At 73.4% G+C, this 24,143-nt stretch carries 23 protein-coding genes and 1 riboswitch; of the genes, 14 read left to right on the top strand and 9 right to left on the bottom strand.

Annotated elements, in window-relative coordinates:
• Nucleotides 1–62: 62 nt before the first annotated feature.
• Nucleotides 63–1,919 carry a glycoside hydrolase family 5 protein gene (locus ACZ4U1_RS03915; protein WP_467899231.1) on the top strand — a complete coding sequence of 619 codons (1,857 nt, stop codon included), beginning with the start codon at nt 63–65 and terminating at the stop codon, nt 1,917–1,919.
• Between the two features lie 60 nt (nt 1,920–1,979).
• Here the strand turns inward: ACZ4U1_RS03915 and ACZ4U1_RS03910 are convergent, their stop codons facing one another.
• Nucleotides 1,980–3,233, bottom strand: a complete 1,254-nt coding sequence (locus ACZ4U1_RS03910; RefSeq protein ID WP_467899228.1) for a YncE family protein — start codon at nt 3,231–3,233, stop codon at nt 1,980–1,982.
• Between the two features lie 139 nt (nt 3,234–3,372).
• Between ACZ4U1_RS03910 and ACZ4U1_RS03905 the strand changes: the two genes are divergently transcribed.
• Both ACZ4U1_RS03905 and ACZ4U1_RS03900 read left to right on the top strand, forming a co-directional pair.
• Complete coding sequence (locus ACZ4U1_RS03905) at nt 3,373–4,035, top strand: TetR/AcrR family transcriptional regulator (protein ID WP_467899226.1); 663 nt, start codon at nt 3,373–3,375, stop codon at nt 4,033–4,035.
• A gap of 123 nt (nt 4,036–4,158) precedes the next feature.
• On the top strand, nt 4,159–5,184 hold the full coding sequence (locus ACZ4U1_RS03900) for an alcohol dehydrogenase (RefSeq protein WP_467899223.1): 1,026 nt from the start codon (nt 4,159–4,161) through the stop codon (nt 5,182–5,184).
• Between the two features lie 35 nt (nt 5,185–5,219).
• Here ACZ4U1_RS03900 and ACZ4U1_RS03895 read toward each other — a convergent pair whose 3' ends face one another.
• The 3 genes from ACZ4U1_RS03895 to ACZ4U1_RS03885 form a co-directional block, all read right to left on the bottom strand.
• The gene (locus tag ACZ4U1_RS03895; protein ID WP_467900075.1) at nt 5,220–6,449 is read right to left on the bottom strand and encodes a glycosyltransferase; all 1,230 of its coding nucleotides are present in this window, start codon (nt 6,447–6,449) and stop codon (nt 5,220–5,222) included.
• Between the two features lie 236 nt (nt 6,450–6,685).
• On the bottom strand, nt 6,686–7,534 hold the full coding sequence (locus ACZ4U1_RS03890; protein ID WP_467899221.1) for a bifunctional 5,10-methylenetetrahydrofolate dehydrogenase/5,10-methenyltetrahydrofolate cyclohydrolase: 849 nt from the start codon (nt 7,532–7,534) through the stop codon (nt 6,686–6,688).
• Between the two features lie 26 nt (nt 7,535–7,560).
• A riboswitch (ZMP/ZTP riboswitch) is annotated at nt 7,561–7,641 on the bottom strand.
• Between the two features lie 87 nt (nt 7,642–7,728).
• A complete protein-coding gene (locus tag ACZ4U1_RS03885; protein ID WP_467899219.1) occupies nt 7,729–8,094 on the bottom strand; it encodes a nuclear transport factor 2 family protein in 366 nt (121 codons plus the stop codon).
• A gap of 172 nt (nt 8,095–8,266) precedes the next feature.
• Here ACZ4U1_RS03885 and ACZ4U1_RS03880 point away from each other — a divergent pair, with 172 nt between their 5' ends.
• The 5 genes from ACZ4U1_RS03880 (at nt 8,267) to ACZ4U1_RS03860 (ending at nt 12,320) form a co-directional block, all read left to right on the top strand.
• On the top strand, nt 8,267–8,569 hold the full coding sequence (locus ACZ4U1_RS03880) for a hypothetical protein (protein WP_467899218.1): 303 nt from the start codon (nt 8,267–8,269) through the stop codon (nt 8,567–8,569).
• 174 nt (nt 8,570–8,743) lie between these two features.
• Entirely contained in the window at nt 8,744–9,832 is a 1,089-nt protein-coding gene (locus ACZ4U1_RS03875) for an S-(hydroxymethyl)mycothiol dehydrogenase (RefSeq protein ID WP_467899216.1), read from the top strand.
• The gene (locus tag ACZ4U1_RS03870; protein ID WP_467899213.1) at nt 9,832–10,461 is read left to right on the top strand and encodes an MBL fold metallo-hydrolase; all 630 of its coding nucleotides are present in this window, start codon (nt 9,832–9,834) and stop codon (nt 10,459–10,461) included. The genes ACZ4U1_RS03875 and ACZ4U1_RS03870 overlap by 1 nt, the downstream gene beginning before the upstream one ends.
• A 94-nt stretch (nt 10,462–10,555) precedes the next feature.
• A complete protein-coding gene (locus ACZ4U1_RS03865) occupies nt 10,556–11,470 on the top strand; it encodes an SDR family oxidoreductase (RefSeq protein WP_467899212.1) in 915 nt (304 codons plus the stop codon).
• A gap of 52 nt (nt 11,471–11,522) precedes the next feature.
• Nucleotides 11,523–12,320 carry an SDR family NAD(P)-dependent oxidoreductase gene (locus ACZ4U1_RS03860; RefSeq protein ID WP_467899210.1) on the top strand — a complete coding sequence of 266 codons (798 nt, stop codon included), beginning with the start codon at nt 11,523–11,525 and terminating at the stop codon, nt 12,318–12,320.
• Nucleotides 12,321–12,323: 3 nt separating this feature from the next.
• Here ACZ4U1_RS03860 and ACZ4U1_RS03855 read toward each other — a convergent pair whose 3' ends face one another.
• The gene (locus tag ACZ4U1_RS03855) at nt 12,324–13,712 is read right to left on the bottom strand and encodes a pyridoxal phosphate-dependent decarboxylase family protein (protein ID WP_467899209.1); all 1,389 of its coding nucleotides are present in this window, start codon (nt 13,710–13,712) and stop codon (nt 12,324–12,326) included.
• A 76-nt stretch (nt 13,713–13,788) separates the two neighbouring features.
• On the opposite strand from ACZ4U1_RS03855, the gene ACZ4U1_RS03850 reads away from it, so the two are divergent.
• From ACZ4U1_RS03850 to ACZ4U1_RS03840, 3 genes are all read left to right on the top strand, one after another.
• Nucleotides 13,789–15,189: an aminotransferase-like domain-containing protein gene (locus ACZ4U1_RS03850; protein ID WP_467899207.1), complete on the top strand. Its 1,401-nt coding sequence runs from the start codon at nt 13,789–13,791 to the stop codon at nt 15,187–15,189.
• A gap of 190 nt (nt 15,190–15,379) precedes the next feature.
• Nucleotides 15,380–16,075 carry a L,D-transpeptidase family protein gene (locus ACZ4U1_RS03845; RefSeq protein WP_467899204.1) on the top strand — a complete coding sequence of 232 codons (696 nt, stop codon included), beginning with the start codon at nt 15,380–15,382 and terminating at the stop codon, nt 16,073–16,075.
• Between the two features lie 93 nt (nt 16,076–16,168).
• Nucleotides 16,169–16,354, top strand: a complete 186-nt coding sequence (locus tag ACZ4U1_RS03840; protein WP_467899202.1) for a hypothetical protein — start codon at nt 16,169–16,171, stop codon at nt 16,352–16,354.
• 77 nt (nt 16,355–16,431) lie between these two features.
• Here the strand turns inward: ACZ4U1_RS03840 and ACZ4U1_RS03835 are convergent, their stop codons facing one another.
• From ACZ4U1_RS03835 to ACZ4U1_RS03825, 3 genes are all read right to left on the bottom strand, one after another.
• The gene (locus ACZ4U1_RS03835; protein ID WP_467899200.1) at nt 16,432–17,808 is read right to left on the bottom strand and encodes a S1 family peptidase; all 1,377 of its coding nucleotides are present in this window, start codon (nt 17,806–17,808) and stop codon (nt 16,432–16,434) included.
• Nucleotides 17,809–17,946: 138 nt separating this feature from the next.
• Nucleotides 17,947–18,777 carry an SAM-dependent methyltransferase gene (locus tag ACZ4U1_RS03830; RefSeq protein ID WP_467899198.1) on the bottom strand — a complete coding sequence of 277 codons (831 nt, stop codon included), beginning with the start codon at nt 18,775–18,777 and terminating at the stop codon, nt 17,947–17,949.
• 61 nt (nt 18,778–18,838) lie between these two features.
• A complete protein-coding gene (locus ACZ4U1_RS03825; protein ID WP_467899195.1) occupies nt 18,839–19,876 on the bottom strand; it encodes a hypothetical protein in 1,038 nt (345 codons plus the stop codon).
• A gap of 288 nt (nt 19,877–20,164) precedes the next feature.
• Between ACZ4U1_RS03825 and ACZ4U1_RS03820 the strand changes: the two genes are divergently transcribed.
• Complete coding sequence (locus ACZ4U1_RS03820) at nt 20,165–21,799, top strand: TROVE domain-containing protein (protein WP_467899193.1); 1,635 nt, start codon at nt 20,165–20,167, stop codon at nt 21,797–21,799.
• Here ACZ4U1_RS03820 and ACZ4U1_RS03815 read toward each other — a convergent pair.
• Nucleotides 21,796–22,320 (bottom strand): WD40 repeat domain-containing protein, encoded by a 525-nt coding sequence (locus tag ACZ4U1_RS03815; RefSeq protein WP_467899190.1) that lies wholly within the window; start codon nt 22,318–22,320, stop codon nt 21,796–21,798. The genes ACZ4U1_RS03820 and ACZ4U1_RS03815 overlap by 4 nt on opposite strands.
• Nucleotides 22,321–22,462: 142 nt before the next feature.
• Between ACZ4U1_RS03815 and ACZ4U1_RS03810 the strand changes: the two genes are divergently transcribed.
• Together ACZ4U1_RS03810 and ACZ4U1_RS03805 are read left to right on the top strand one after the other, a co-directional pair.
• Nucleotides 22,463–23,587, top strand: coding sequence for a S8 family peptidase (locus tag ACZ4U1_RS03810; RefSeq protein WP_467899188.1), 1,125 nt, complete (start codon nt 22,463–22,465; stop codon nt 23,585–23,587).
• Nucleotides 23,588–23,743: 156 nt separating this feature from the next.
• Nucleotides 23,744–24,130 carry a PPOX class F420-dependent oxidoreductase gene (locus ACZ4U1_RS03805; protein WP_467899186.1) on the top strand — a complete coding sequence of 129 codons (387 nt, stop codon included), beginning with the start codon at nt 23,744–23,746 and terminating at the stop codon, nt 24,128–24,130.
• The last annotated feature ends 13 nt before the right edge of the window (nt 24,131–24,143 follow it).

Below are 24,143 nucleotides of genomic sequence, written 5' to 3'. Positions count from 1 at the left end.
TCAACTTACTCACAGGTCAGAAGCTATTGACGCCCTCCGGGCAGCGTCGGACTGTGGTGGACATGCCGAATATCCGCGTGCGTCTGCTGGCTGTCCTGGTCGTCCTCGGCGGATCCCTGACGGTGGCGGGAGTCCCGCCCGCCACCGCCGCCACCCCCTCCGGCTCCCTCTGGTTCGACGGCGCCCCGCTGACCGTGCGGGACGGCCGGTTCACCGACGGCCAGGGCCGCGAGATCGTCCTGCGCGGCTACAACGTCTCCGGCGAGACCAAGCTGGAGGAGAACGGCGGCCTGCCCTTCGCCTCGGTCGCCGACGCCCGGAAGTCCGCCGCCGCGCTGCGCGCCCTCGGCGGCGGCAACGCGGTCCGCTTCCTGCTCTCCTGGGCACACGCCGAGCCGGTACGCGGCCAGGTGGACACCGCCTACCTGGCCGCCGCCACCGAACAGATACGCGCCTTCCTGGACGCGGGCATCCGGGTCTACCCCGACTTCCACCAGGACCTGCACTCCCGGTACCTGTTCGGTCCGGGCAGCTGGTACACCGGCGACGGCGCCCCCAAGTGGGCCATCGAGGCGGGGAGTTATCCGAAGGAGTCCTGCGGCATCTGTCTCTTCTGGGGGCAGAACATCACCCAGAACGCGGCCGTGCGGAAGGCCCAGTACGACTTCTGGCACAACGCCCACGGTCTGCAGGACGCCTTCCTGGCCACCGCCCAGACCGCCATGGCCTACCTGCGACAGCACCTGGGCGCCGCCGAGTTCGCGGGGATCGCCGGCTTCGACCCGTACAACGAGCCGTACGCCGGCGGCTACGACTCCGGGCAGACCTCGCGCACCTGGGAACGGGATCTGCTCTGGCCGTTCTACGTCGCGTTCCGGGCCCGCATGGACGCCGCCGGCTGGCAGGACAAGCCCGCCCTCGTCGAGCCGAACCTCTTCTGGAACGCCAACATCTCCACCCAGAAGCAGGAGGGCGGTCTGCTGGACGCGGGCACGCTCGGCCCGGGCTATGTCCTCAACACCCACTTCTACGACCAGAAGGCCATCTCCGGCGTCCTGATGTGGGGCAAGGCGGCCGACGGCCAGTACGCCGCCGACTTCGCCGCCGTCCGTGACCGCGCCTCGGCCGCCGGCACCGCGGCCGTCGTCAGCGAGTTCGGCCACCCCCTGTCCGGCACGGTGGCCGACAAGGCGCCGACCGTCCTGAAGGCCATGTACCAGGCACTCGACTCCCGCCTGAAAGGGGCGGGTTGGTGGACCGCCCCGGCCTCCTCGGGTCCCGTGCTGTCCGGCACCCAGTGGCAGTGGGACCTCTACAACGGCCGGCACCACGAGCTGATGAACGGCAACCCCGACAAGGTGCTCGACTCCGGGGACGCCTGGAACGACGAGGACCTGTCGGCGGTGCGCCTGGACGACTCCGGGACCGTCACCCTGCGCCAGGACGCCCGCCTCCTGGACCGCGTCTACCCGGGCGCCACGGCCGGCACCGCCCTCGCCTTCACCTACGAGGACCGCTCCCGCGACGGCTCCACCACCCTCACCTGGAACCCGGTGCCCAGTTCCCTGCCGAACGTGGCGAAGCTCGTGGGCTCGGGCCAGTACGGGCTGCTCGTGTGGCGCTCCGGCGACGGCACGGCACCCACCGAACTGCATCTGCCGGCGTCCTTCCCGACCGCCGCCACCACGGTCGTCTCCGACCTCGGCGCGGTGTACGCCCCGCCCGCGTACACCTCCGCCACCCCGGTCGCCGTGGCCCCGGAGCCGGGCGGCACGGGCAGCAGGCGGCTGCTGCTCACCGACGCGGACTCCGGCGTCCCGCACTTCGCCCTGGTCACCAACGGCGCCACGGCACCCTCGGCGGACCTGCTGAGCGCGGCGAAGGCGGAGCTGGCCGCGTGGGCGGCGGCGCGCTTCTGACGGCACGGGTGTGGCCTCCGGAGCGAGTGGGGGCGCCCCGGAGGCCACGGCTCGATGGCGTCACCTGCCGCTGGGACCCGTCCAGTCGGCCGGGACGTGTCCCAGCCGGACGCGCTGCGGGTGGTCGCCGACCGGGACCGACGTCACCTTCTTCCCGGTGGCGAAGTCGATCGCCGTCACCTGGTCGGCGCCGCTCTCGGAGACGATGCAGTCCTTGCCGTCCCCGCTGACCGTCGCCCAGTACGGCTTGGACGTCGTGACCAGCGGCCCCTCCTGGAGCGTGGCCCGGTCGACCACGGTCGCGTAGTCGTCCATGGTGCCCGCCACGCACAGCTTGGTGCCCCCGGGGTTCACCGACATGCCGTGGTGACGCGAGTCGTTGACCCAGGTGGTGCGGTCCTCGCTGGTCGCCGGGTTCTTCGGCAGTGTCTTCATCCGGGTGATCTTGTCGGTGGCGACGTCGTACTCGAAGAAGCCGTTGAAGAACGACACCTGGAAGTACAGCTTGGACTCGTCGGGGGAGAACACGGCCGGGCGGACCGCGTCGGAGAAGTCCTTCAGGCCGTACGCGTCCAGCCGCTGCCGCATGTCGACGACCCTGACCTGCTGGTACGTCGTCGCGTCCACGACCGTGATGCGCCGGTCGCCCTTGGTCCAGTCCCAGCCGGGGGCGTCCAGTGCGGTGTTGACGTCACCGATCGACATGTTCCAGATGTACGTGCCGTCCCTGGTGAAGATGTTCTCGTGCGGCTTGTCGCCGGTCTTGAACGAGCCGAGCTGCTTCCCGGTGCCGATGTCGAGGACGTGCACGGTGTTCGCGGTCGAGGCGGAGACCGCCACCCGGGTGCCGTCCGGGGAGACCGCCATGTGGTCGGCGCGGTGACCGGCCACGGGGAAACGCCAGTTGACCTTGTCGGTGGCCAGGTCGATGGAGACGACGTCCGCGAAACTCGGCCGGGACACCACCACCGACCGGCCGTCCGGAGTCGTGTACATGTCGTCGGCGAACTGGTCGTGACCCTCGCCGACGCTGTTGCGGATCGCCTGGAAGTAGATCCACTTGACCGGATCCGCGTTGATCTCCGCCATCCGCGCGTCCTTGTCCGGGACGACGTCGATCCGGCCGATCTTCGCGTAGTCGCCGGAGGAGCGGATGACATCGGCGGTGCCGTCCCAGTTGTTGCCGACGAACAGCACCTCGCGCAGCCCGTCGGGGGCGGCTGCGCTTGCGGAGGCGGCGGTCGCCGGGGCGGCGGCGGTCAGGGCGAGGGCGGCGGCCACGGAGCACAGGTGCCTGGTTCTGGAGGCAGCCATGACGGCTCTCTTTCCTCGGGGGAATCTGAACACGGGTGCATTCACAGTGAACTTACTGAAAAGTAAGGAGGGGTCGGCCTTCTCGACAAGATGTGTGCACGACAAGATTGGGATCGGTGGGACCGACGGAGGGGGACGCGTGGGGGGCAGGCTCAGAGCGCCGACGGGGCGCTACGGCGGACGGTCCGCCGAGGAACGGCAGGCCGAGCGGCGCCGCCGCTTCCTCGACGCGGCGCTGCGTTTGTTCGGCGACACCCCCGGCTACCGGGGCACCACGGTCGCCGCGCTGAGCCAGGCCGCCGGCCTGTCCACGCGCCAGTTCTACGAGGAGTTCCGCACCCTGGAGGACGTCCTCGCCGCGCTGCACCTGGAGGTCAACGGCTGGGCCGAGCAGGCCGTCCTGGACGCCCTCGCCACCGCGCAGGGCCTGCCGCTGGCCGAGCGCGCCACCGTGCTCTTCCGTGCCTACGCCCACGACGTCACCAGCGACCCGCGCCGCATCCGTATCGCCTTCATGGAGATCATCGGGGTCAGCCCGCGCCTGGAGGAGCAGCGCCTGGCCCGCCGCGCCCGCTGGGTCGACCTCATCCGCGCCGAGGCGGACGCCGCCGTGGCCCGCGGGGAGGCGGCGCCGCGCGACTACCGCCTCGCGGCCACGGCCTTCATCGGCAGCGTCAACGGCCTGCTGCACGACTGGACCGCCGGCTGGGTGGACGCCACGCTCGACGAGGTCGTGGACGAGCTGGTCCGGCTGCTGCTGGGCATGCTCCGGCCCGAGGGCTGGCGCCCCGGGAACCCCTGACCACGGGCCCGCGGGACCGGGCCGCCCAGGTCAGCGGGGTCCGGCGGGGTTCGGCGCGCGGGATCGGGCCGGAGCTGGTCTGCTGGTGCGGGAGACCGTCGTACCCGTACTCCGGAGAAACCCATGAGTACCTATCGAGTCGCGCAGGTCACCGAGCCGGGCGGCGCGTTCGAGCAGACCGAGCGCGAGGTGCCGAGGCCGGGACCCGGCCAGGTGCGGATCGCCGTCGAGGCGTGCGGGATCTGCCACAGTGACGCCTTCTTCGTCAACGGCGGACTACCGGGCGTCACCTTCCCGGTGGTGCCCGGGCACGAGATCGCCGGACGCGTGGAGGAGCTGGGCGAGGGCACGCAGGAGTGGGGCTACCGGCCCGGCGACCGGGTCGCGGTCGGCTGGTTCGGCGGCAGCTGCGGCCACTGCCGGCCCTGCCGCCAGGGCGACTTCATCGTGTGCGCCGACCTGAAGGTCCCGGGATGGGCCTACGACGGCGGGTTCGGCGAGCGGGTGATCGCGCCCGTCGACGCCCTGGCCCGCATCCCCGAGGCCCTCTCGGCGAGCGACGCCGGGCCCCTGGCCTGCGCGGGCGTCACCACGTACCACGGGCTGCGGCGCAGCTCCGCCCGGCCCGGCGACCTGGTCGCGGTGCTCGGCCTCGGCGGCCTCGGCCATCTCGGCGTGCAGTACGCGGTGGCGATGGGCTTCGAGACCGTGGCCATCGCCCGGGGCGCCGAGAAGGCCGACTTCGCCAAGCGACTGGGCGCCCACCACTATGTCGACAGCACCGCCGGGACACCGGTCGCCGAGGCGCTGCGCTCCCTCGGCGCGGCGCGGGCCGTCCTCGCCACCGCCGGCAGCTCCGACGCCATCACGGCCACCGTCGACGGACTGGCACCCCGCGGCGAACTGATCGTCATCGGCGCCGTTCCCGAGCCGCTGGGCATCACCCCGGTGCAGCTGATCATGGGCGGACTGGTCGTCCGTGGACACCCGTCCGGCACCGCGCAGGACGTCGAGGACACCATGGCGTTCAGCGCCCTGCACGGCATCCGCCCGATGACCGAGACCGTCCCGCTGGAGCAGGCCGGAGAGGCGTACGACAAGATGCTCGCCGGCGCCGCCCGCTTCCGGATGGTGCTCACCGCCGGCTGACACCCCGAGGCGCCGGCTGACACCCCGAGGCCGCCTCAGCCGTCCAGCCGGTCCAGCGCGGCCAGCACCGGCGCGGCGCCGTCCTCGGCCCGGACACGCGCGCCCAGGGCGCCGGCGCGCCGCCGGTACGCCGGGTCCCGGGTGGCCCGCACCAGCGCCGCGGCCAGCTCGTCCACGGTCAGACGGCGCAGCGGTACGACGGCCGGGGCGACACCCAGCGCGACCAGCCGGGCGGACCAGAAACCCGCGTCGAACTGGACCGGCACCGGCACGGCCGGCACCCCGGCGCGCAGCCCCGCCGCCGTGGTGCCCGCGCCCGCGTGGTGGACCACGGCGGCCATCTCCGGGAACAGCACCGAGTGCGGCACCTCGCCGATGGTCAGCATGTCGTCCCCGTCGGCCGCGAGCCCGCCCCAGCCGCGCTGGATCACCCCGCGCAGCCCGGCCCGGCGCAGCGCCGCCACCACCCGCGCGCTGACCCGCCCGGCGTCCGGCACGGTGGCGCTGCCCAGCCCGACGAACACCGGCGGCGGCCCGGCGTCGAGGAACTCCCGCAGCGGCCCGCCGAGCCGGGCCTCGGTGTCGTACGGCCACCAGTAACCGCCCACCTCCAGGCCCGTCCGCCAGTCCCCGGGCCGGGGCACCACCAGGGGGCTGAAGCCGTGGTGCACCGGCCAGTGCCGCCGCTCCCGCGCGCGCCGCGCCGCACCGGTCCGCAGCGGGGGCAGGCCGAGCCGCTCGCGCAGGGCCGGGACGGCCCCGGCGAAGACATGCTCCACGGCCAGGCTCACCCCCTGCCCGGCGAGCCGGTTGACCGGCCCGCCCCAGGAGCCGCCGCCGAGCATCGCCGGGGCGAACTCCCGGGTGGTGGCGAGGGGTTGCAGATAGACGCCGAGGCTCGGCAGGCGCAGCCCCTCGGCGATCGCGTGCCCGAGCGGGGCCAGGGAGGCGGACAGCAGCAGGACGTCGCTGTCCCGCGCCGCGTCGAGCAGGTCCTCGGTCAGCCGTCCGACCAGGCGCCGCGCCAGGCCCACCACCCGCAGCAGCTTTCCGGCACCGCTCGTGCTGCGGTGCAGGCCCCGGCCGCGCGGGGACTCCAGCTCCGCCCGCGGATCCAGCGGCAGCGCGCGGAACCGCACCCCCGACCCGGCCACCAGCGGTGCGAAGCGGCCGTGTGTGACCAGGGTGACCTCGTGTCCGGCCAGGGCGAGCCGGTGCCCGAGCCCGGTGTAGGGGGCGGCATCACCCCGGGATCCCGCCGTCATGATGGCAACGCGCACGACGGCCAGTATGCGACTCCCCGGGCACTCCGAACTCATCGACGCGCTCAGAGAGTTGCTGGACCACCGGACGCTCGGTGCCCGCGAGTCCGCGGCCCTGGTCCGGGTGCTCGCGGACGACAGGGGGTTGCGGCCCGCGGGACAGGTGACGGACCGCCTCGGCCGCCCGGGACGGGGTCAGCGCCTGGATGCGCTGACCCCACCGTCCCCTGCGTCCCCGCTCACGCCCCCAGCTGCCGGGCGGCGGCCTCCACGGTCTGCTCCAGCAGCGTGGCGATCGTCATCGGACCGACCCCGCCCGGCACCGGGGTGATCAGCGAGGCCCGCTCCACGGCCGAGTCGAAGTCCACGTCGCCGACGTTGCCCGGGTTGTAGCCCGCGTCGACCACGACCGCGCCCGGCTTGATGTCCTGCCCGCGGATCAGCCGCGGCCGGCCGACCGCGGCCACGACGATGTCCGCCTCGCGGACCGCCGCCGACAGGTCCCGGGTGCGCGAGTGGCAGTACGTCACGGTCGCGTCCCGGGCCAGCAGCAGCATGCCCACCGGCTTGCCGAGGATCGCGCTGCGGCCCACCACCACGGCCCGCTTCCCCGACGGGTCGACGCCGTACTCGTCCAGCAGCCGCACGATGCCGCCCGGCGTGCAGGAGACGAAGCCGGGCAGTCCGAAGCTCATCGTGGCGAACGAGGCGAAGGTGACGCCGTCCACGTCCTTCTCCGGCGCGATCGCCTCGAACGCGGCCCGCTCGTCGACGTGGTCGCCCACCGGGTGCTGCAGCAGGATCCCGTGCACGCCCGGGTCGGCCGACAACTCCCGCAGAGTACCGACGAGTTCGGCGGTCGTGGTGGCCGCGGGCAGCGCCACGTGCCGGGACTCGATGCCGGCCTTGCGGCAGCGGTTCTGCTTCATGCGGACGTACGTCACGGAGGCCGGGTCCTCGCCGACCAGCACGGTCGCGAGACAGGGCGCGCTACCGGTGCGTTCGGTGAGGACGGCGGCCTTCCGCGCCGTCTCCTCGACCATGCGGCGGGCGAGCGCGGTGCCGTCCATCAGACGGGCCTGGGTCATGCTGCACACTCCTGAGCTGGATCGACTCTCCTCGCCCAGGCGCGCGGCAACCACCACGGACCGCTCCCCGGTGGTGCTCCACCTCAGCGCCAGTCACGGCCCGCAGTACAGCGTAACCGAGCCGGTCCGGCCCGCGCCGAGAAGGTCCAGGTCAGCCGTGCGGTGACCTGGACCTTCCGACCTGTGGCCGGGCGCTACTCGTCCCAGGCCTGGATGATGAGCTGATCGGCGATCTTGCCGTCCCGCAGGGTGACCATCGACTCGGCGAGGACCCGGGTGCCGTCCGCGTATTCGCAGGACTCGCTGTAGGCGGCGCGGTCGCCCTGCACGACGCACTGGTCCAGCTTGTGCGTCATGTCGCGGCTGTAGACGTCGTCCAGCAACTCGGCGATCTGGCCCCGGCCGTGCAGAACCGTCGGGTGGCTGGGCTGGTTGTTGCGGTCGACGATGCGGATCTCCGCGTCGTCCGCGTAGAGCGACAGCAGGTTGTTGCCGGTGTTCCCCTCGATGGCCCGGCGCAGTGTCTCGGTGTCGAAACCGGACCCCGTCGTGGTACCCATGGTGACCTCCTTCAGGCGCCCGCGACCCGACCGGGAGCGGGCCGCACGGGTCCCCTCTCCGAGACTCCTCCGGCCCGGCGGCCACGGCAAGCGCAGCCGCCGCGCTCCGCCTCACGGGTGAGCGCGGCCCGCCGCCCGTGTCCGGGCGGGGCCCGCGGCCGTTGCTGAGGACATGATCTCAACACGACGTATCGTCGCCGCCGTCGGTCTGGCCGCCGGGATCGCGGGCCTCGCCGCACCGCAGGCGAGCGCGGCGGACACCGGCACACCGCTCGTCGGGAAGCTCGGCGTGCTGAACACGCTGGACTCGCTCTCCGCCGGTGATCTCCCCGCCCCGCACAAGGACCGCGTCCCGCGGGTCAGCGAACAGCTGGGGGAGCTGAAACACCTCCGCGAGCTGAACCAGCTGAACCAGCTGGAGCAGGTCATCGCCCCCGCGGCGCCCCTGCTCGGCCTGGTCGGCGGCATCCACTGACGAGACTTCCGCAAGATGAGGGCCGTCCCGGCCGGGGCGGCCCTCACCGCTGTGCGCAGCCGGTGCGGGCGTCCCCTGGTGGAAAGATCCACGATCACCCTTGTGGTCCGTCCCGCTACCCATCGGTCGCGCGTAGGGTCGGCGGAGAAGGCAACCGAAGGAAGGGACCAGACGATGGCGCAGGAAGTGCGCGGCGTGATCGCACCGGGCAAGGACGAGCCCGTACGGGTCGAGACGATCGTGGTGCCGGACCCGGGTCCCGGCGAAGCCGTCGTACGCGTCCAGGCCTGCGGGGTCTGTCACACCGATCTGCACTACAAACAGGGCGGAATCTCGGACGACTTCCCCTTCCTGCTCGGTCACGAGGCCGCCGGTGTCGTGGAGTCGGTCGGCGCGGGCGTCACCGACGTCGCCCCCGGTGACTTCGTCATCCTCAACTGGCGTGCGGTGTGCGGGCAGTGCCGGGCCTGTCTGCGCGGCCGGCCCTGGTACTGCTTCGACACGCACAACGCGCGGCAGAAGATGACCCTCGCCGCCACCGGCCAGGAGCTGTCCCCGGCCCTCGGGATCGGCGCCTTCGCCGAGAAGACGCTCGTCGCGGCCGGTCAGTGCACCAAGGTCGACCCGGCCGTCTCCCCGGCGGTCGCGGGCCTCCTCGGCTGCGGGGTGATGGCCGGCATCGGCGCCGCGATCAACACCGGGGGCGTCGGCCGCGGCGACTCGGTCGCCGTCATCGGCTGCGGCGGAGTCGGCGGCGCGGCGATCGCCGGGTCGAACCTGGCCGGCGCGGCGAAGATCATCGCCGTGGACATCGACGACCGCAAGCTGGAGAAGGCCCGCACGCTCGGCGCCACCCACACCGTCAACTCCAAGGAGACCGACCCGGTCGAGGCGATCCGCGAGCTGACCGGCGGCTTCGGCGCCGACGTCGTCATCGAGGCCGTCGGCCGCCCGGAGACGTACCGGCAGGCCTTCTACGCCCGCGACCTCGCCGGTACCGTCGTCCTCGTCGGCGTCCCCACCCCCGAGATGAAGCTCGAACTGCCCCTGCTGGACGTCTTCGGCCGCGGCGGCGCCCTGAAGTCCAGCTGGTACGGCGACTGCCTGCCCACCCGGGACTTCCCCATGCTGATCGACCTCCACCTGCAAGGCCGCCTGCCGCTCGACGCGTTCGTCACCGAGACCGTCCGACTGGACCAGGTGGAGAAGGCGTTCGAGCGGATGCACCACGGCGACGTACTGCGCTCGGTGGTGGTGCTCTGATGGCCGTACGCATCGAACGCCTCGTCACCTCCGGGCAGTTCACCCTCGACGGCGGCACCTGGGACGTCGAGAACAACGTGTGGATCGTCGGCGACGAGCGGGAGGTGATCGTCATCGACGCCGCCCACGACGCCGAGGCCATCGCCCGCGCCGTCGCCGGCCGGCGCCTGACCGCCGTCGTGTGCACCCACGCCCACAACGACCACGTCAACGCCGCACCAAAACTCGCCGACCTCACCGGCGCCACCATCTGGCTGCACCCCGACGACCTGCCGCTGTGGAAGCAGACCCACCCCCACCGCGACCCCGACCGGCACCTCCTCGACGGCCAGGTCATCGAGGCCGCCGGCGCCGACCTCACCGTCCTGCACACCCCCGGCCACGCCCCGGGCGCCGTCTGCCTGTACGACCCCGGACTCGGCACCGTCTTCACGGGCGACACCCTCTTCCAGGGCGGCCCCGGCGCCACCGGACGCTCCTACTCCCACTTCCCGACGATCATCGACTCCATCCGCAACCGCCTCCTCACCCTCCCGCCCGAGACCAAGGTCCTCACCGGGCACGGGGACGGCACCACCATCGGCGCCGAGGCGCCCCATCTGGAGGAGTGGATCGCCCGCGGCCACTGAGCCCCGGAACATCTCGCGAATGCCGACAGAAGATGTCCGGCTTCCCGGCGACAGTGGTGTAGGACAGCACATCGCACCGCACGGGAGGCCGGACATGTCAGGACCGCTGGAAGGCAAGGTTGCGCTGGTCGCCGGGGCGACCCGGGGCGCGGGCCGGGGCATCGCCGTGGAACTCGGCGCGGCCGGCGCCACCGTCTACGTATCCGGCCGCACCACCCGCGCCCACCGCTCCGAGTACGACCGCCCGGAGACCGTCGAGGACACCGCCGACCTCGTCACCGCGGCCGGCGGACAGGGCATCGCCGTACCCGCCGACCACCTCGACCAGTCCGCCGTACGGGACCTGGTGGACCGCATCGCGGACGAGCAGGGCCGCCTCGACGTCCTCGTCAACGACATCTGGGGCGGCGAGAAGCTCTTCGCGTGGGACACCCCCGTGTGGGAGCACGACCTCGACAAGGGGCTCCGGCTGCTCCGCCTCGCGGTCGAGACCCACGCCGTCACCAGCCACTATGCCCTGCCCCTGCTGCTGCGCCGCCCCGGCGGACTGGTCGTGGAGGTCACCGACGGCACCGCGGACTACAACCGCGACACCTACCGCGTGAACTTCTTCTACGACCTCGCCAAGGCGTCCGTCCTGCGCATGGCCTTCGCCCTCGGCCACGAACTGGGCCCGCGCGGCGCGACGGCCGTGGCGCTGACCCCCGGCTGGATGCGCTCGGAGATCATGCTCGAAGCGTACGGCGTCCGCGAGGAGAACTGGCGCGACGCCCTGGCACGCGCGCCCCACTTCGCCATCTCCGAGACCCCGCGCTTCACCGGCCGGGCCGTCGCCGCCCTGGCCGCCGACCCCGAGGTGTCCCGGTTCAACGGCCAGTCCCTCTCCAGCGGCGGGCTGGCGCAGGTGTACGGCTTCACCGACCTCGACGGCAGCCGGCCGGACGCCTGGCGGTACCTGGTCGAGGTGCAGGACGCGGGCAAGCCGGCGGACGTCACCGGCTACCGGTGAAACCCGGCGCCGCCCCGGTGAAAGCGGGCCCGGGGAGCCGTACCGTCGGCCCATGACTGATCCGACGCGCTTCGCAGGACACGGAGTTCTCGTCACGGGCGGCGGCCGAGGCATCGGCGCGGCCGTCGCCCGGCGCATCGCCGAGGAGGGCGGCCGGGTGCTGGTGACCGACCGGGACCTGCCCGAGGCCGAGCGGACCGCCGCCGCGCTGCGCGGGGAGGGCCGCACCGCCGAGGCGTTCGCCTGCGACGTGGCCGACCGCGCCGCCGTCGAGGCGGCCGTCGACCGCGCCGTCACCGCGTTCGGCTCGCTCGACGTGCTGGTCAACTGCGCCGCCCACTGCACCCCGGACGTCCCGCGCTACGAGGAGGACCCCGACGAATCCTGGGCGCTCGACCTCGACATCACCCTCACCGGCGCGCACCGCTGCTGCCGCGCCGCGCTGCCCCACCTCGCCGCCTCCGGCCGCGGGGCGATCGTGAGCATCGGCTCCGTCAACGGCCTGCAGGACTTCGGCAACCACGCCTACAGCGCCGCCAAGGCCGGCCTCGCCTCCCTCACCCGGACCCTCGCCGGGCACGCGGCGGCCCGGGGTGTCCGGGTCAACCTCGTGGTGCCGGGCACGGTCCGCACCTCCGCCTGGGAAGGGCGCGAGGACGATCTCGACGCCGTCCGCGCCCTGTACCCGCTCGGCCGCGTCGGCGAACCGGAGGACATCGCCGCCGCGGTCGCCTTCCTCGCCTCCCGCGACGCCGCCTGGATCACCGGGACCACCCTCGTGGTCGACGGCGGCCTCACCGCCGTCAACACCGGCTTCCGCACGGCCGTACGACGCTCGCGGCAGACCTGAACCTCAGCCCGAGGCCGCCGCCAGCACCCGCAGCACCCGGTCGGTGTCGGCCTCGGTGGTGCGCCAGTTGCTGAACGCCGCGCGCAGCCCGGGCACCCCGCCGTACACCGTCGGGGTCACATACGCCTGCCCGGACGCGGCGACCGCCCCGGCCAGCTCCGCCACCCGCTCCTGCGAGGGGTCCGCGGCGAGTGTGAAGCAGACCACGTTGAGCCGGACCGGGGCCAGCAGGCGCAGGTCCGGCAGCGCGTCGATGCCCGCGCCGAGCCGGCGGGCCAGGGCCACGTTCCGCTCCACGATCTCCCGGTGCCCGGCCCGCCCGTACGCCACCAGCGAGAACCAGGCCGGCAGGGCCCGCAGCCGGCGCGAGTTCTCCGGAGTCAGGTGCAGGAACTCCGGCTCGCCCCCGGGCAGGCCCAGATACGGCGAGGCGTTGTGGAACACCGCCACCTGCAGATCGCGCCGGCGGGTGAACTGGACGGCCGCGTCATAGGGCACGTTGAGCCACTTGTGCAGGTCCACGCAGACCGAGTCGGCCGCGTCCAGTCCGTCGACCAGAGCGGCGTGCTCCGGGGAGAGCGCCGCGAAGGCACCAAACGCCGCGTCCACGTGCAGCCAGAAGTCGTACCGCTCCTTCAGCGCGGCGATCGCCCGCAGATCGTCGAAGTCGACGGTGTTCACGGTGCCCGCGTTCGCGACCACGATCACCGGCCGGCCCGCCCGTTCGGCCAGGGCCGCCTCCAGCGCGGTCACGTCGACGGCCTCCCGGTCGCCGGGCAGCAGCGGCACCTGCCGCAGCCGGTCCCGGCCCAGGCCCAGCACCGACATCGCCTTCGCGATGCTGGAGTGCGGGCTGCCCGAGAGCACGTCGAGCGGGCCCAGCGCGGCGGCGCCCGCCCGGGAGACGTCCACGCCCAGCCGCTCACCGGCCCACTCCCGGCCGATCGCCAGACCGACCGTGTTCGACATGGTCGCGCCCGTCACGAACGCCCCGCTGTGCGCCTCGCCCAGCCCGAACAGCTCCCGCAGCCACGCCACCGTCTCCCGCTCCAGCTCCTGCGCCCAGGACCCGCCCGCCCCGGACAGGTTCTGGTCGAACGCGGACGTCAGCCAGTCCCCGGCGACGGCCGCGGGCGTCGCGCCGCCGGTGACGAAGCCGAGGTACCGCGGGCCGGCGGAGCCGGAGAAGCCGGGCGCCCACCGCTCGGCGAACCGGTCGAGCGCGCCGTCACCGCCCGCACCCCCCTCGGGAAGAGGGTCCCGCCCGGGCACCGGCCCGGGCGCGGTGACCGGCCGCTCGGCCAGGCCCGTCACCTCCCGGGCGGCGAGATCACGGGCGGCCTGCAGCAGTGCGGGGAGCCGGGAGAGATCACCGGCGAGCGTTCGGTGCATGCGCCGCAGCGTAGACCGGAGCGGCCGCCGGACACCTGGTCCACTTCACCACCACTGGATCAGTGAAACTGGACCGGTGGACACAGGATTCGTCGCCGCGCTCGGCGACTGGCGCACCCGCCCCGGCCCCCTCGCCCGCACCCTCGCCGCCGCGGTACGCGACGCCGTGATCGACGGCCGGCTCCCGGCCGGCACCCGGCTGCCCTCGGAACGGGAACTGGCCCGCACCCTGCGCCTGAGCCGCGGCACGGTGGTCGCCGCGCTCGGCCTGCTCCGCGCCGAGGGCTGGCTGCACACCCGGCACGGCAGCGGCAGCGCCGTACGCCTGCCCGCCCGCCTCACCGAGCGCACCACCCCCTGGTCCCTCGACCGGGGCGGCGCCCCCGACGCCGGCCTGGACCTCACCCTCGCGGTGACCGCCGCACCCCACCAGGCCTACCGCGCCGCCCTCGCCCGCGCCGCCGAACTCAGCGCACCCCTGCTCCTGGACTCCGGAGTCGCCACCGCCGGCCTGCCCCGGCTCCGCGAGCTGATCGCGGACCGCTACACCCGCGCCGGCCTGGCCACCCGGCCCGAGCAGATCCTGGTCACCTCCGGCGCCCAGGCCGCCCTCATCCTGCTCCTGGACCAGCTGCACACCGACCGCAGGGCACCCGTGGTGGTGGAGAACCCCGCCTACCCCGGCGCCCTCGCGGTGCTGCGCGCCCGCCGGGCCCGCCTGCTCCCGGTCCCGGTCTCGGCCCGGGACGGCTGGGACACCGAACAGCTCACCGCCGCCGTACGCCGGCACCGCCCCCGGCTCGCCTACCTGGTCCCCGACTTCCACAACCCCACCGGCGCCCACATGTCCGCGCCCGCCCGCCGGACCCTGGCCGCGCTCGCCGACCGCCATCAGCTCACCGTCGTCGCCGACGAGACCATGCGCGACCTGGACCTGCGCACACCGCCCGGCACCGAACCGCATCTCGCCGGGGCCCGGGTGATCCAGACCGGCTCCGTGAGCAAGACCCTGTGGAGCGGTCTCCGGGTCGGCTGGATACGCGGCACCGGGGACCTCGTACGACAGATGCTGCGCAACCCGCTCCAGGCCCAGCTCTCCCCGCCGCCCCTGGAGCAGCTCATCGCCGCCGAACTCCTCGGCGCACCGCTCCCCGCGCTGCTCGCCGACCGGCGCGCCCGGCTGCGGGCCCAGCGCGACCACCTCGCCGCGCTGCTCGCCGGCACCGGATGGACGTACACCGTCCCGGCGGGCGGGCTGACCCTCTGGCCGCACCTGGGCGAGAGCGGCCCGCACGCCGCCGACCTCGCGGCCCGCGCCGCCGCACGCGGCCTCGCGCTCACCCCGGGGCCCCACTTCTCCGCCGACGGCACCACCCTGACCCGCCACCTCCGCCTGCCGTTCACCGCGACACCGGACACCCTGACCCGGGCGGTCGCCCTCCTGCGGGAATGCGCCACGGCCCGAGTGCCGGCCTGAGCGCCGTCCTGAGTGCCGTTCTGTGTGCCGTACGGCCTGAAGTTCACCGTTTCGTCACAGCCTGACCGGAACCACAACCCTGCCCCGCCCGGCCGGGTCTAGTAGTCCGAGACCGCGGGAATCGCGCTGGAGAGCGGCGGGGAGGCCCGGGCGAACGAACCGGCACAAGGGGCAAGGGGAAGAGGCTGTCATGGGGGCAATACGCAGACGAGGCGTGGTCGCGCTGGGCGTCACGGGACTGGTGGCGCCGCTCGCGCTCGCGCTGACCGCGGCACCGGCGCAGGCCGCGAGCTGCACCACACGGACGGGGCCGTACCAGAAGCAGGTGGAGAAGTTCCTGGGCCGGCCGGTCGACGGCAGGCAGTCCGCCGCCGACTGCCAGGCCGTCCAGGCCTTCCAGACCAAGCACGGCATCACGCCCAGCATCGGCTACGCCGGCCCCGTCACCTGGGGTGTGATGGATCTCATGAACAAGCAGAAGGCCGTCGGGACCAAGCCGAACAAGGACGGCAAGTGCCCGGTGAACAAGGGCCGGATCGCCTGCGTGAACCTCACGCTCCAGCTCAGCTGGATCCAGGACGGCAGCCGGCTCGTCTACGGCCCGGTGCCGGTGCGCACCGGACGCGACGGCTACGAGACCCGCACCGGCCTGAAGAAGATCTACTGGCGGGACATCGACCACCGCTCGACCATCTACGACGTGCCGATGCCCTACAGCCAGTTCTTCGACGGCGGCCAGGCCTTCCACTCGGTGGGCCTGAGCATGTGGAACCCGCCGGGTTCGCACGGCTGCGTCAACATGACCACCAAGGACGCCAAGAAGTACTGGTCCCTGCTGAGGAACGGCGACGACGTCTTCGTGTACGGCCGCAAGCCGGGCACCTGAGCCCGCGGTTGACACAGTGACGTGATGAGCAACACGGTCTGGAATGTCCGTATTGCGGATGCTTGCTCACAGCGTCTTCACCCCGGTCGGCATATGCTTCACAGCATGTCCACCACTGTTGAAGCCGTCTCCGAGCGATCGGCCGCGGAGGTCAACGAGGAGATCCGGGCCCTGTGGCGCCGGTCGGGCGGGACACTGACCACCGAGCAGCGCGCGGAGTACCAGCGCCTCGTGATGGAGTGGGCCGCCGCGGCTCCGCAGCCGCACCGGGCAGTCTGACCGACCCCGCGCACGCCGCACACAAGGGGCACCCGTGAGCGTACGGGTGCCCCTCTCGCCGTAACCCCCTCGTACCGTCAGCCCCACGTCGCCGAGTAGTGCCGCTGATACGCCTTGCGGTCCTGCTCGGCCCGGATGTACCGGGTCGCCACCAGCGCGATCAGACTGCCCGCGATGACCAGCAGCCCCGGCCCGACGTTCCGGGTGTCCGTCAGCCGCGTCAGCAGGGTGCTGCCCTCCGACCCGCCCGTCACCGGAGCCGAGGAGCCCGGCGAGGCCGCGCTGGGGGCCATCGCGCCCTGCGACCCGGGCGCCGACGGCGCGGGAGAGGGAGTGCCGCCCGGGGTGCCGCCCGCGTTCTGCGCCGACACGATCAGCCGGACCCCGAGCGTCGCCAGCGCCTTGGTCACCGGCTGGAAGAACGTCGTCCCGCCCGTTGTACAGTCGCCGTTCCCGCCCGAGGTGACACCGAGCGCGATGCCCTCGGAGAACAGCGGGCCGCCGCTGTCACCCGGCTCGGCGCACACGTTCGTCTCGATGAGCCCGGTGACCGTCCCCTCGGGGTAGTTGACGGTCGCGTTCAGCGCGGTGACCTGACCGTCGTGCAGGCCGCTGGTGCTGCCGCTGCGGAACACCCGCTGCCCGACCGCCGGATCGGCGGACCCCGTGATCCGCACGCCCTTGCCGCCGCCGATCGCGACGACGTCGGCGCCCGCCCCCGCCTTGCCGCCGTCGTACTGCACGAGCGAGAAGTCGCTGCCCGGGAAGGCGCTGTTCACGGTCGTGCCGAGCTGCCGGTTCCCCTGGTTGTCGGCGAACCAGGTCGACCCGGACGGCCCGCAGTGGCCGGCCGTCAGGATGAACTCCGACTGCCCGTTGGTGACGTTGAACCCCGCCGAGCAGCGACCGCCCGTCGACAGGATCGGCTGGGCGCCGTTCAGCCGCGTGGTGAACGTGCCCTTCGTCCGCTCCATGTGCACGAAGGCGCCGATCCCCGTGGCGACCCGGCTCAGCCGGGACCAGTCACCTGCGGACACCGTGCGGTCCGCCCGCACCACCACCCGGTTGGTCCGGTAGTCCACCGCCCACGCCGTGCCCGCCACCCGAGGGGCCGAACGCAGCGTCGCCGTCGCCGACTTCAGCTCGTTCATGCTGTGCGACACGACCTTCGCCTCGGCCCCGGCCCGCCGCACCTCCCGCGCCGCCGTCTCGTCGGTCACCGCCACCACCGGACGCCCGTCCGCGCCGATCCAGCTGCCCGCCGTACGAGCCGTGCCGAGCCGCGCCACCAGCGCGGCACCCGTGTCGCCCGTGGCGGCGAGCGGTCTGGCGGAGGCGGGCGGAGTCTCGCTCGCCATGGCCGCCTGGGCGACCATCGCGCCCCCCAGGAGGAGTCCGCCGACCGCCGCCAGCCGTGTCACTCGCCGGACGACCCGTCGTCGTGCGTGCCGCATGCATGGCTCCCGAAGCCGAACCCGAACGCGCGCTGCCCGTACCGGCACCGCGAGGCCCCCGGATCGTCGAGGGCCCGCACCTCCATACGGGGGCCGGGGCCACGGCGTTCACCGGCAGCGGTGAACGCCCCTGCGCGGTCAGTTCTTGCGGGCCACCCCGCCGAACATCGCGACCTCCTCCGGCTCGGCCCCGTCGCCGTCCTCCGGGCGCCACCGCGAGCAGGACACCACACCCGGCTCCAGCAGCTCCAGACCGTCGAAGAACCGGGCCACGTCCTCGGGCCTGCGCTGTGTCAGCTTCGGAGTGCCGTGCTCGTTCCAGAACTTCACCGCCTCGTCCACATCCGGCATCGACGGGCTGGTGACGGTGTGCGACAGCACCAGGTGGCTGCCCGCGGGCAGCCGGTCCGTCAACTGCCGTACCAGCCCGTACGGGTCCTCGTCGTCACCGATGAAGATGACCACGCCGAGCAGCATCAGCGCCACCGGCTCGCTGAAGTCCAGCGTCTTCGCGGCGTGTTCGAGGATCGCGTCGACGTTGCGCAGGTCCTCGTCCAGATAGTCGGTACGGCCCTCCGGCGTGCTGGTCAGCAGGGCACGCGCGTGCGCCAGGACGAGCGGATCGTTGTCGACGTACACGATCCGGGACTCCGGCGCGATCCGCTGCGCCACCTCGTGCGTGTTGTCGGCGGTGGGCAGACCGGTGCCGATGTCCAGGAACTGCCGGATGCCCACCTCACCGACCAGGTGGCGCACGGCACGGCCCAGGAAGAGCCGGTCGGCGCGCGCGTACTCCCCGATACCCGGGTGCAGTCGGCGGATCTGGTCGCCGGCCGCGCGGTCGACCTCGTAGTTGTCCTTGCCGCCGAGCCAGTAGTTCCAGATGCGGGCGGTGTGCGGCTGGCCGGTGTTGATGCGGGCGCGCAGCGACGCGGCCACGTCGTTGGTGGCTGCCGGGTTGTCGGTCACGTGGGTCAGCTCCTGGATACCTGAGGAAAACCTGCGAGAAGTACACCGTGCAGCACGCAATCTAGACGCCCGAGTTGATCTCCGCCGCCCGGCCCGGGTTTTCCCCGGCCGGAGCGAGCCGCGCCCAGCTGCGCGCGTCGCCCCACACCGAGTCGGCCCCCACGTACGGCCGCAGACACGCCGTCAGCTCCGGGTCACCGGAGCCGGCCAGCTCGTCGGAGGCGATCTTGCGGGCCACCCCGGCCAGGAAATCGGCGATCTGCACCCGGGCGTCGTCCCGGGAGTCGACCAGCCGCAGCCCGCCGAGCGCGATCCCGTCCCGCCGGGCGGACTGCACGATCCGGGCCGTCCGCCCCGGCGTCAGCGCGTTCTGCCGGTCGTGCACCAGCACCACCGGACGCCCGTCCGCGCTCCAGTACGCGGCCGTGCTCCGGACCGCCGCGAACAGCGGATTGAGCACCGGGAAGAGCGGCGGTACCGCCCGCGTCCGGGCCCGGTAGGCCTTAGCCCGCGACCGGTTCGCGGCCAGCCCGCGCAGAATCCCCGCGGCCCCGGATCCCGGAGCCGCCCGGACGAGCCGGTCGACGGCCGCGAAGAACGCCTCCCCGGCCGCGTCCCCCGCCCCGCCCGGGCGCACCCGCAGCAGCCCGTTCGAGGCCACCAGGAACTCCCGCCAGGCCGCTTCGCCGAAGACCCCCGGCCCCTGCCGGTACAGGGCGACGGCGTCCGCCGGGTCCGCCGACAGCAGCCCGACGACCCGGTCCACGACGAGGAACGCCTTCTCCGTCAGATGCACACGGGCCCGCCCGTGGACCGGCCCGCCCTCGGCCAGCAGCCACACCAGCACCGCCCGGTGCTTCTCGCGCAGCAGATGGCCCGCCTTGTACTCCTCGGCGGGCGAACGGATCCGGCGCCGGATCTCCCCGACGCACTCCACGGCCGCCTCCACCGGCACGGCCACGCTCGCATGCGCGAACACCTCGGTGTTCCCGCCGACCAGGTTCTCCCCGTCCGACCCCGACTCGTCGCAGGCCACCTCCAGGACGCGGCCCGCCGCCGCCCAGGGTTCGCGTGCCCCGCCGGCTCCGTCTCCGTCCACGCCACAGCCCTTCCTCCGCCCCCCACCCGTCTACCCGACGGTGCCGCGTTAATCGCTGGTGCGCGGCCCGGTGGCCCTTGTAGGTTGGCATCGCGACCGCGCCTTCCGATGCGCTCGGCTGCGGCTACTTCCTTCTGACAGCCAAGTGACGCCGCCGCCCCCTTTGATCTCGGCAGGCGCGGGCGTCTTCGCCCCGCCGGACCTTTCGGCCGGGGCCCTCCCACACGTTCGAATCCGGGGGATTCACTGCCTCGTCACACCCCACGCGTCTCCAAGATCTGGCCCGAGATGCTCGTGGCCCCGCACGTCTCGGCGGCCGCCCGCTCCCCGCAGCCACCACGGCTCCCGCACGAACCCGCCCCGCAGGACTTCCGCACCCACGAGGGCGGCCCGGCCTTCGTCCGGGAACCCCGCGAGGAGCTGTTCCTCCTCGCGGTCGGCAACTTCGTCTCCCAGCGGTCCTTTTACGAGAGCGGTGAGGAGCGGGACGACCGGTACACCCGTCTCGTCGGTGAACTCGCCGTCCAGGACCCCCTCTGGACGGCCGGCCTGCTGCGCTGGCTTCGCGGCGAGGGCAACATGCGCACGGCGTCCCTGGTGGGCGCCGCCGCGTACGTACGAGCCCGGCTCCGGGCCGGGGCGTCCGAAGGCCCGTCCAACCGCTCCGTGATCGACTCGGTGCTCCAGCGCGCCGACGAGCCCGGCGAGCTGCTCGCCCACTGGATCGGGGTGTACGGGCGGAACGTGCCGCAGCCCGTGAAGCGGGGCATCGCCGACGCCGTACGCCGGCTGTACACCTCCCGGTCCCTGCTCAAGTACGACACCCCGTCCAAGAGCTTCCGCTTCGGCGACGTGCTCAACCTGGTCCACGCCTCACCCGACCCGGACAAGCCCTGGCAGGCCGCGCTCTTCCGGTACGCCCTGGACCGCCGCCACCACCCGGAGCAGGCGGTTCCGCCGGCCTCCGACCACCTGCTGTCCGCCCACCGGGCGCTGATGGAGTCGGCGGTGGGCGAGCGGCGGGCCGTGGTGACCGGGCCGGGCGGCCCCGAGCGGCTGGCCGCGGCGGGCATGACCTGGGAGGCCCTGGCGGGCTGGCTCCACGGACCGATGGACGCCGCCGTCTGGGAAGCCGTGATCCCCACGATGGCGCCGATGGCGCTCCTGCGGAACCTGCGGAACTTCGACGAGGCGGGGGTCTCGGACGACGTCGCGGCCCGGGTCGCCGCACGGCTCTCGGACGCGACCGAGGTCGCCCGGTCCCGGCAGTTCCCCTTCCGGTACCTGGCCGCCCACCAGCACGCCCCGTCACAGCGCTGGGCAGCCGCACTGGAGCGGGCACTGGGCCACTCGCTGGCCAACGTGCCGTCCCTGCCCGGCCGGACTCTGATCCTGGTGGACCGGTCGGACTCCATGTTCTGGGACACCGTCTCCGAGCGGTCCCAGCTGACTCGGGCGGACGCGGCGGCCGTGTTCGGCACCGCGCTGGCCATGCGTGCCGAGCAGGCGGATCTGGTGGAGTTCGGCTGGCGCAGCGCAGAGGTGCCGTTCGAGCGGGGCGAGCCGGTGCTCGACGTGCTGAAACGGTTCCACAGTCTCGGGGGCACCCACACCACCAAGGCGGTGCGGACCCATTACCGGGACCACGACCGGGTCCTGATCGTCACCGACGAGCAGGCCGCCCCCTACGGCCCCGGCGGGCCGACCGAACCGGTCCCGGCCGACATCCCCGTCTACACGTGGAACCTGGCGGGGTACCGGCCCGCCCACGGCCCCACGGGCCCCCACCGGCACACCTTCGGCGGCCTCACGGACGCCGCGTTCCGGATGGTCGGCCTCATCGAGGCCGGCCGTGAGGCCGCGTGGCCGTGGACGGCGAGCCGGCCTGATCCGAAAGACACGGCCGGTAGCGCTTCGTCCTAGCGGTCGACCGTCCAGAGGCGGATCCTGCGGTCGGCGCCCGCACTGGCCAGGAGCTTGCCGTCGGTGGTGAAGGCGACGGAGTGAACAGCGCCCGTGTGACCGACGAGGGGGTGGCCGAGCGGTGTCGGTTCCGCCGGGTCGGCCAGGTCCCGGAGACGGATCCCGCGGTCGGCGCCGGCACTGGCCAGGACCTTGCCGTCGGTGCTGAAGGCGAGGCAGAAAACCGCGTTCGTGTGGCCGGCCAGAGGGGCGCCGACCCGGGTCGGGTTCGCAAGGTCGGTCACATTCCACAGGCGGACCGTCCGGTCCCCGCCACCGCCGGCCAGGACCTTGCCGTCGGGGCTGAACACCACACTGTGGACGCGCTTCCTGTGGCCCGGCACGGGTGCGCCCACGACGGCCGGCGGGGTGGCCACGTTCCACAGCAGGAGCGAGTTGTCGGCGCTGCCGGTGGCCATGAGGCTCTGGTCGGGACTGAACGCCACGGAGAGGACGGCGTCGGTGTGGCCGGTGCCGCGCACCCCAGGCCCCTCTCGGGTGGCCGGCCATCCGGTCCGGTGCGCGGCCGCACGGTGTTCCGTCGAGCGCCCTCGCCGGAACCGCCCGCCCCCCGCGGTCGTCTTGTGCGCTGACCGAGCACGGAACAGTGATGTGGGGGACGTTGTGACGCGGAACGTGAGGAAGGCCGGTCTCGTGGTGGTGGCCATGGCGACGGTGCTCGGGGCCTCGGCCTGCGGCGGGGAAGCCGGCGCGGCCGCCGGGGGGAGCGGCGGGAAGCCCGCCGCGCACGGGAAGACGCGGCCGGCGCCGCCCTCCGGGGACGGGACGTCGTCCGGTTCGGCGCCGACGTCTCCCGCGAACGTCGGAAAGCTGTCCGGGACCGCGCGGACCGAGGCGTCGCGCATCACGCGCCACGTGCCGTGGAACCTGGACATCCTGGACCAGCGGTCACGGCCGCTGGACGGGAAGTTCACCACCAACGCCACGGGCAAGGGCGTTCACGTCTACGTGATCGACACCGGGATGGACATCGCCCACGACGAGTTCGGCGGACGCGCCCGCCTCGGCGCCGACTTCGTGGGCCGGAAGGACTCCGGTGACTGCTTCAGCGAGGACGGGGTCGGCCACGGCACGTTCGTCGCGGGCGTCATCGGCGGGACGAAGTACGGGGTGGCGCCCAAGGCGGAGCTCGTACGGGTCCAGGGCATCCTGTGCGAGAGCGAGGGCGGCGGCTCCCCGGGGGCGGCCGAGGCGGCTGTGGTGAAGTCGGTCAAGTGGGTCACCGCACACGCGCGGAAGCCCGCGGTGGTGAACATGTCGCTCAACTTCGACCACCGGTCCGCAGCCGTGGAGTCCGCCGTGAAGAAGATGGTCGACGCGGGGATCCCCACGGTGGTGTCGGCCGGCAACTTCCATGACGACGCCTGCAAGCACTCCCCGGCCGGCGTCCCCGGCACGATCGTCGTGGCGGCCTCCACCTCGAACGACCGCGCGTGGAGCGACGGCGGCTCCTACGGATCGGGCTACGGACGGTGCGTGGACCTGTACGCCCCCGGCCAGAAGGTCACCGCCGCCCTCGACGGCGGCGGTACGACCACGGAGGACTACGGCGCGACGTCCTGGGCCGCGCCGCACGCGACCGGCGTGATCGCGCTGTACCTGTCGGCACACCCCCGGGCCACGGCCCACGAGGTCCACGTCTGGCTCGACCGCACCGCCACCCGCGGTGTCGTGCGCGGCGTCCCCTCCGGCACTCCCAACCGGCTGCTCAACACCGGCGGCCTGTGACCTGCCCCGGCCGCACCCTCATCCGCATGGCGGACGCGCGTCGTGTGGCCACCGCGCCCACACCCTCGGCGCGATGGTGTCGGATACAGGCGAGCCGCCGCCGGTGCTCGCGGACGGCGGCCCCGCGCGCGGCGGGCAGCCTCCTAGACTGCGGGCATGGACGACACGCGGCTCGACCGGCTCGGGACCGGCAAGTACCTGCTGGTGACCAGCTACCGCAAGAACGGCACCCCCGTCGCCACCCCGGTGTGGGTGGTCCGGGACGGCGGCACCCTCGGTGTGTGGACGGCCGCCGACAGCTGGAAGGTCAAGCGGATCCGGCGCCGCGCCGACGTCCTCGTCGGCCCCTGCGACCTGCGGGGCAACCCCACCGGCGACCAGCTGCCGGCCACCGCCGAGATCACCGACGCGGCCACCACCGCCCGCTACCGGACCCTCATCGCCCGCAAGTACGGCATCCTCGGCCGCCTCACCCTGCTGGGCAGCCGGCTCCGGCGCGGCCTGGACGGCACGGTCGGCATCCGGGTGACCCTCACGGAGTGAGAGCCACCCGGTA

It is taken from the genome of Streptomyces sp. NPDC028928 (genome assembly GCF_055564915.1).
Note: the sequence above shows the minus strand (reverse complement) of the source record. Positions and strands in the feature narration are given on the sequence as shown.

Coding starts and splice junctions, on each gene's coding strand:
- ACZ4U1_RS03915 (WP_467899231.1), top strand. CDS start 63: ATGCCGAATATCCGCGTGCGTCTGCTGGCTGTCCTGGTCGTCCTCGGC.
- ACZ4U1_RS03910 (WP_467899228.1), bottom strand. CDS start 3,233: ATGGCTGCCTCCAGAACCAGGCACCTGTGCTCCGTGGCCGCCGCCCTC.
- ACZ4U1_RS03900 (WP_467899223.1), top strand. CDS start 4,159: ATGAGTACCTATCGAGTCGCGCAGGTCACCGAGCCGGGCGGCGCGTTC.
- ACZ4U1_RS03895 (WP_467900075.1), bottom strand. CDS start 6,449: ATGACGGCGGGATCCCGGGGTGATGCCGCCCCCTACACCGGGCTCGGG.
- ACZ4U1_RS03890 (WP_467899221.1), bottom strand. CDS start 7,534: ATGACCCAGGCCCGTCTGATGGACGGCACCGCGCTCGCCCGCCGCATG.
- ACZ4U1_RS03885 (WP_467899219.1), bottom strand. CDS start 8,094: ATGGGTACCACGACGGGGTCCGGTTTCGACACCGAGACACTGCGCCGG.
- ACZ4U1_RS03880 (WP_467899218.1), top strand. CDS start 8,267: ATGATCTCAACACGACGTATCGTCGCCGCCGTCGGTCTGGCCGCCGGG.
- ACZ4U1_RS03875 (WP_467899216.1), top strand. CDS start 8,744: ATGGCGCAGGAAGTGCGCGGCGTGATCGCACCGGGCAAGGACGAGCCC.
- ACZ4U1_RS03870 (WP_467899213.1), top strand. CDS start 9,832: ATGGCCGTACGCATCGAACGCCTCGTCACCTCCGGGCAGTTCACCCTC.
- ACZ4U1_RS03865 (WP_467899212.1), top strand. CDS start 10,556: ATGTCAGGACCGCTGGAAGGCAAGGTTGCGCTGGTCGCCGGGGCGACC.
- ACZ4U1_RS03860 (WP_467899210.1), top strand. CDS start 11,523: ATGACTGATCCGACGCGCTTCGCAGGACACGGAGTTCTCGTCACGGGC.
- ACZ4U1_RS03855 (WP_467899209.1), bottom strand. CDS start 13,712: ATGCACCGAACGCTCGCCGGTGATCTCTCCCGGCTCCCCGCACTGCTG.
- ACZ4U1_RS03845 (WP_467899204.1), top strand. CDS start 15,380: ATGGGGGCAATACGCAGACGAGGCGTGGTCGCGCTGGGCGTCACGGGA.
- ACZ4U1_RS03840 (WP_467899202.1), top strand. CDS start 16,169: ATGCTTCACAGCATGTCCACCACTGTTGAAGCCGTCTCCGAGCGATCG.
- ACZ4U1_RS03835 (WP_467899200.1), bottom strand. CDS start 17,808: ATGCGGCACGCACGACGACGGGTCGTCCGGCGAGTGACACGGCTGGCG.
- ACZ4U1_RS03820 (WP_467899193.1), top strand. CDS start 20,165: ATGCTCGTGGCCCCGCACGTCTCGGCGGCCGCCCGCTCCCCGCAGCCA.
- ACZ4U1_RS03805 (WP_467899186.1), top strand. CDS start 23,744: ATGGACGACACGCGGCTCGACCGGCTCGGGACCGGCAAGTACCTGCTG.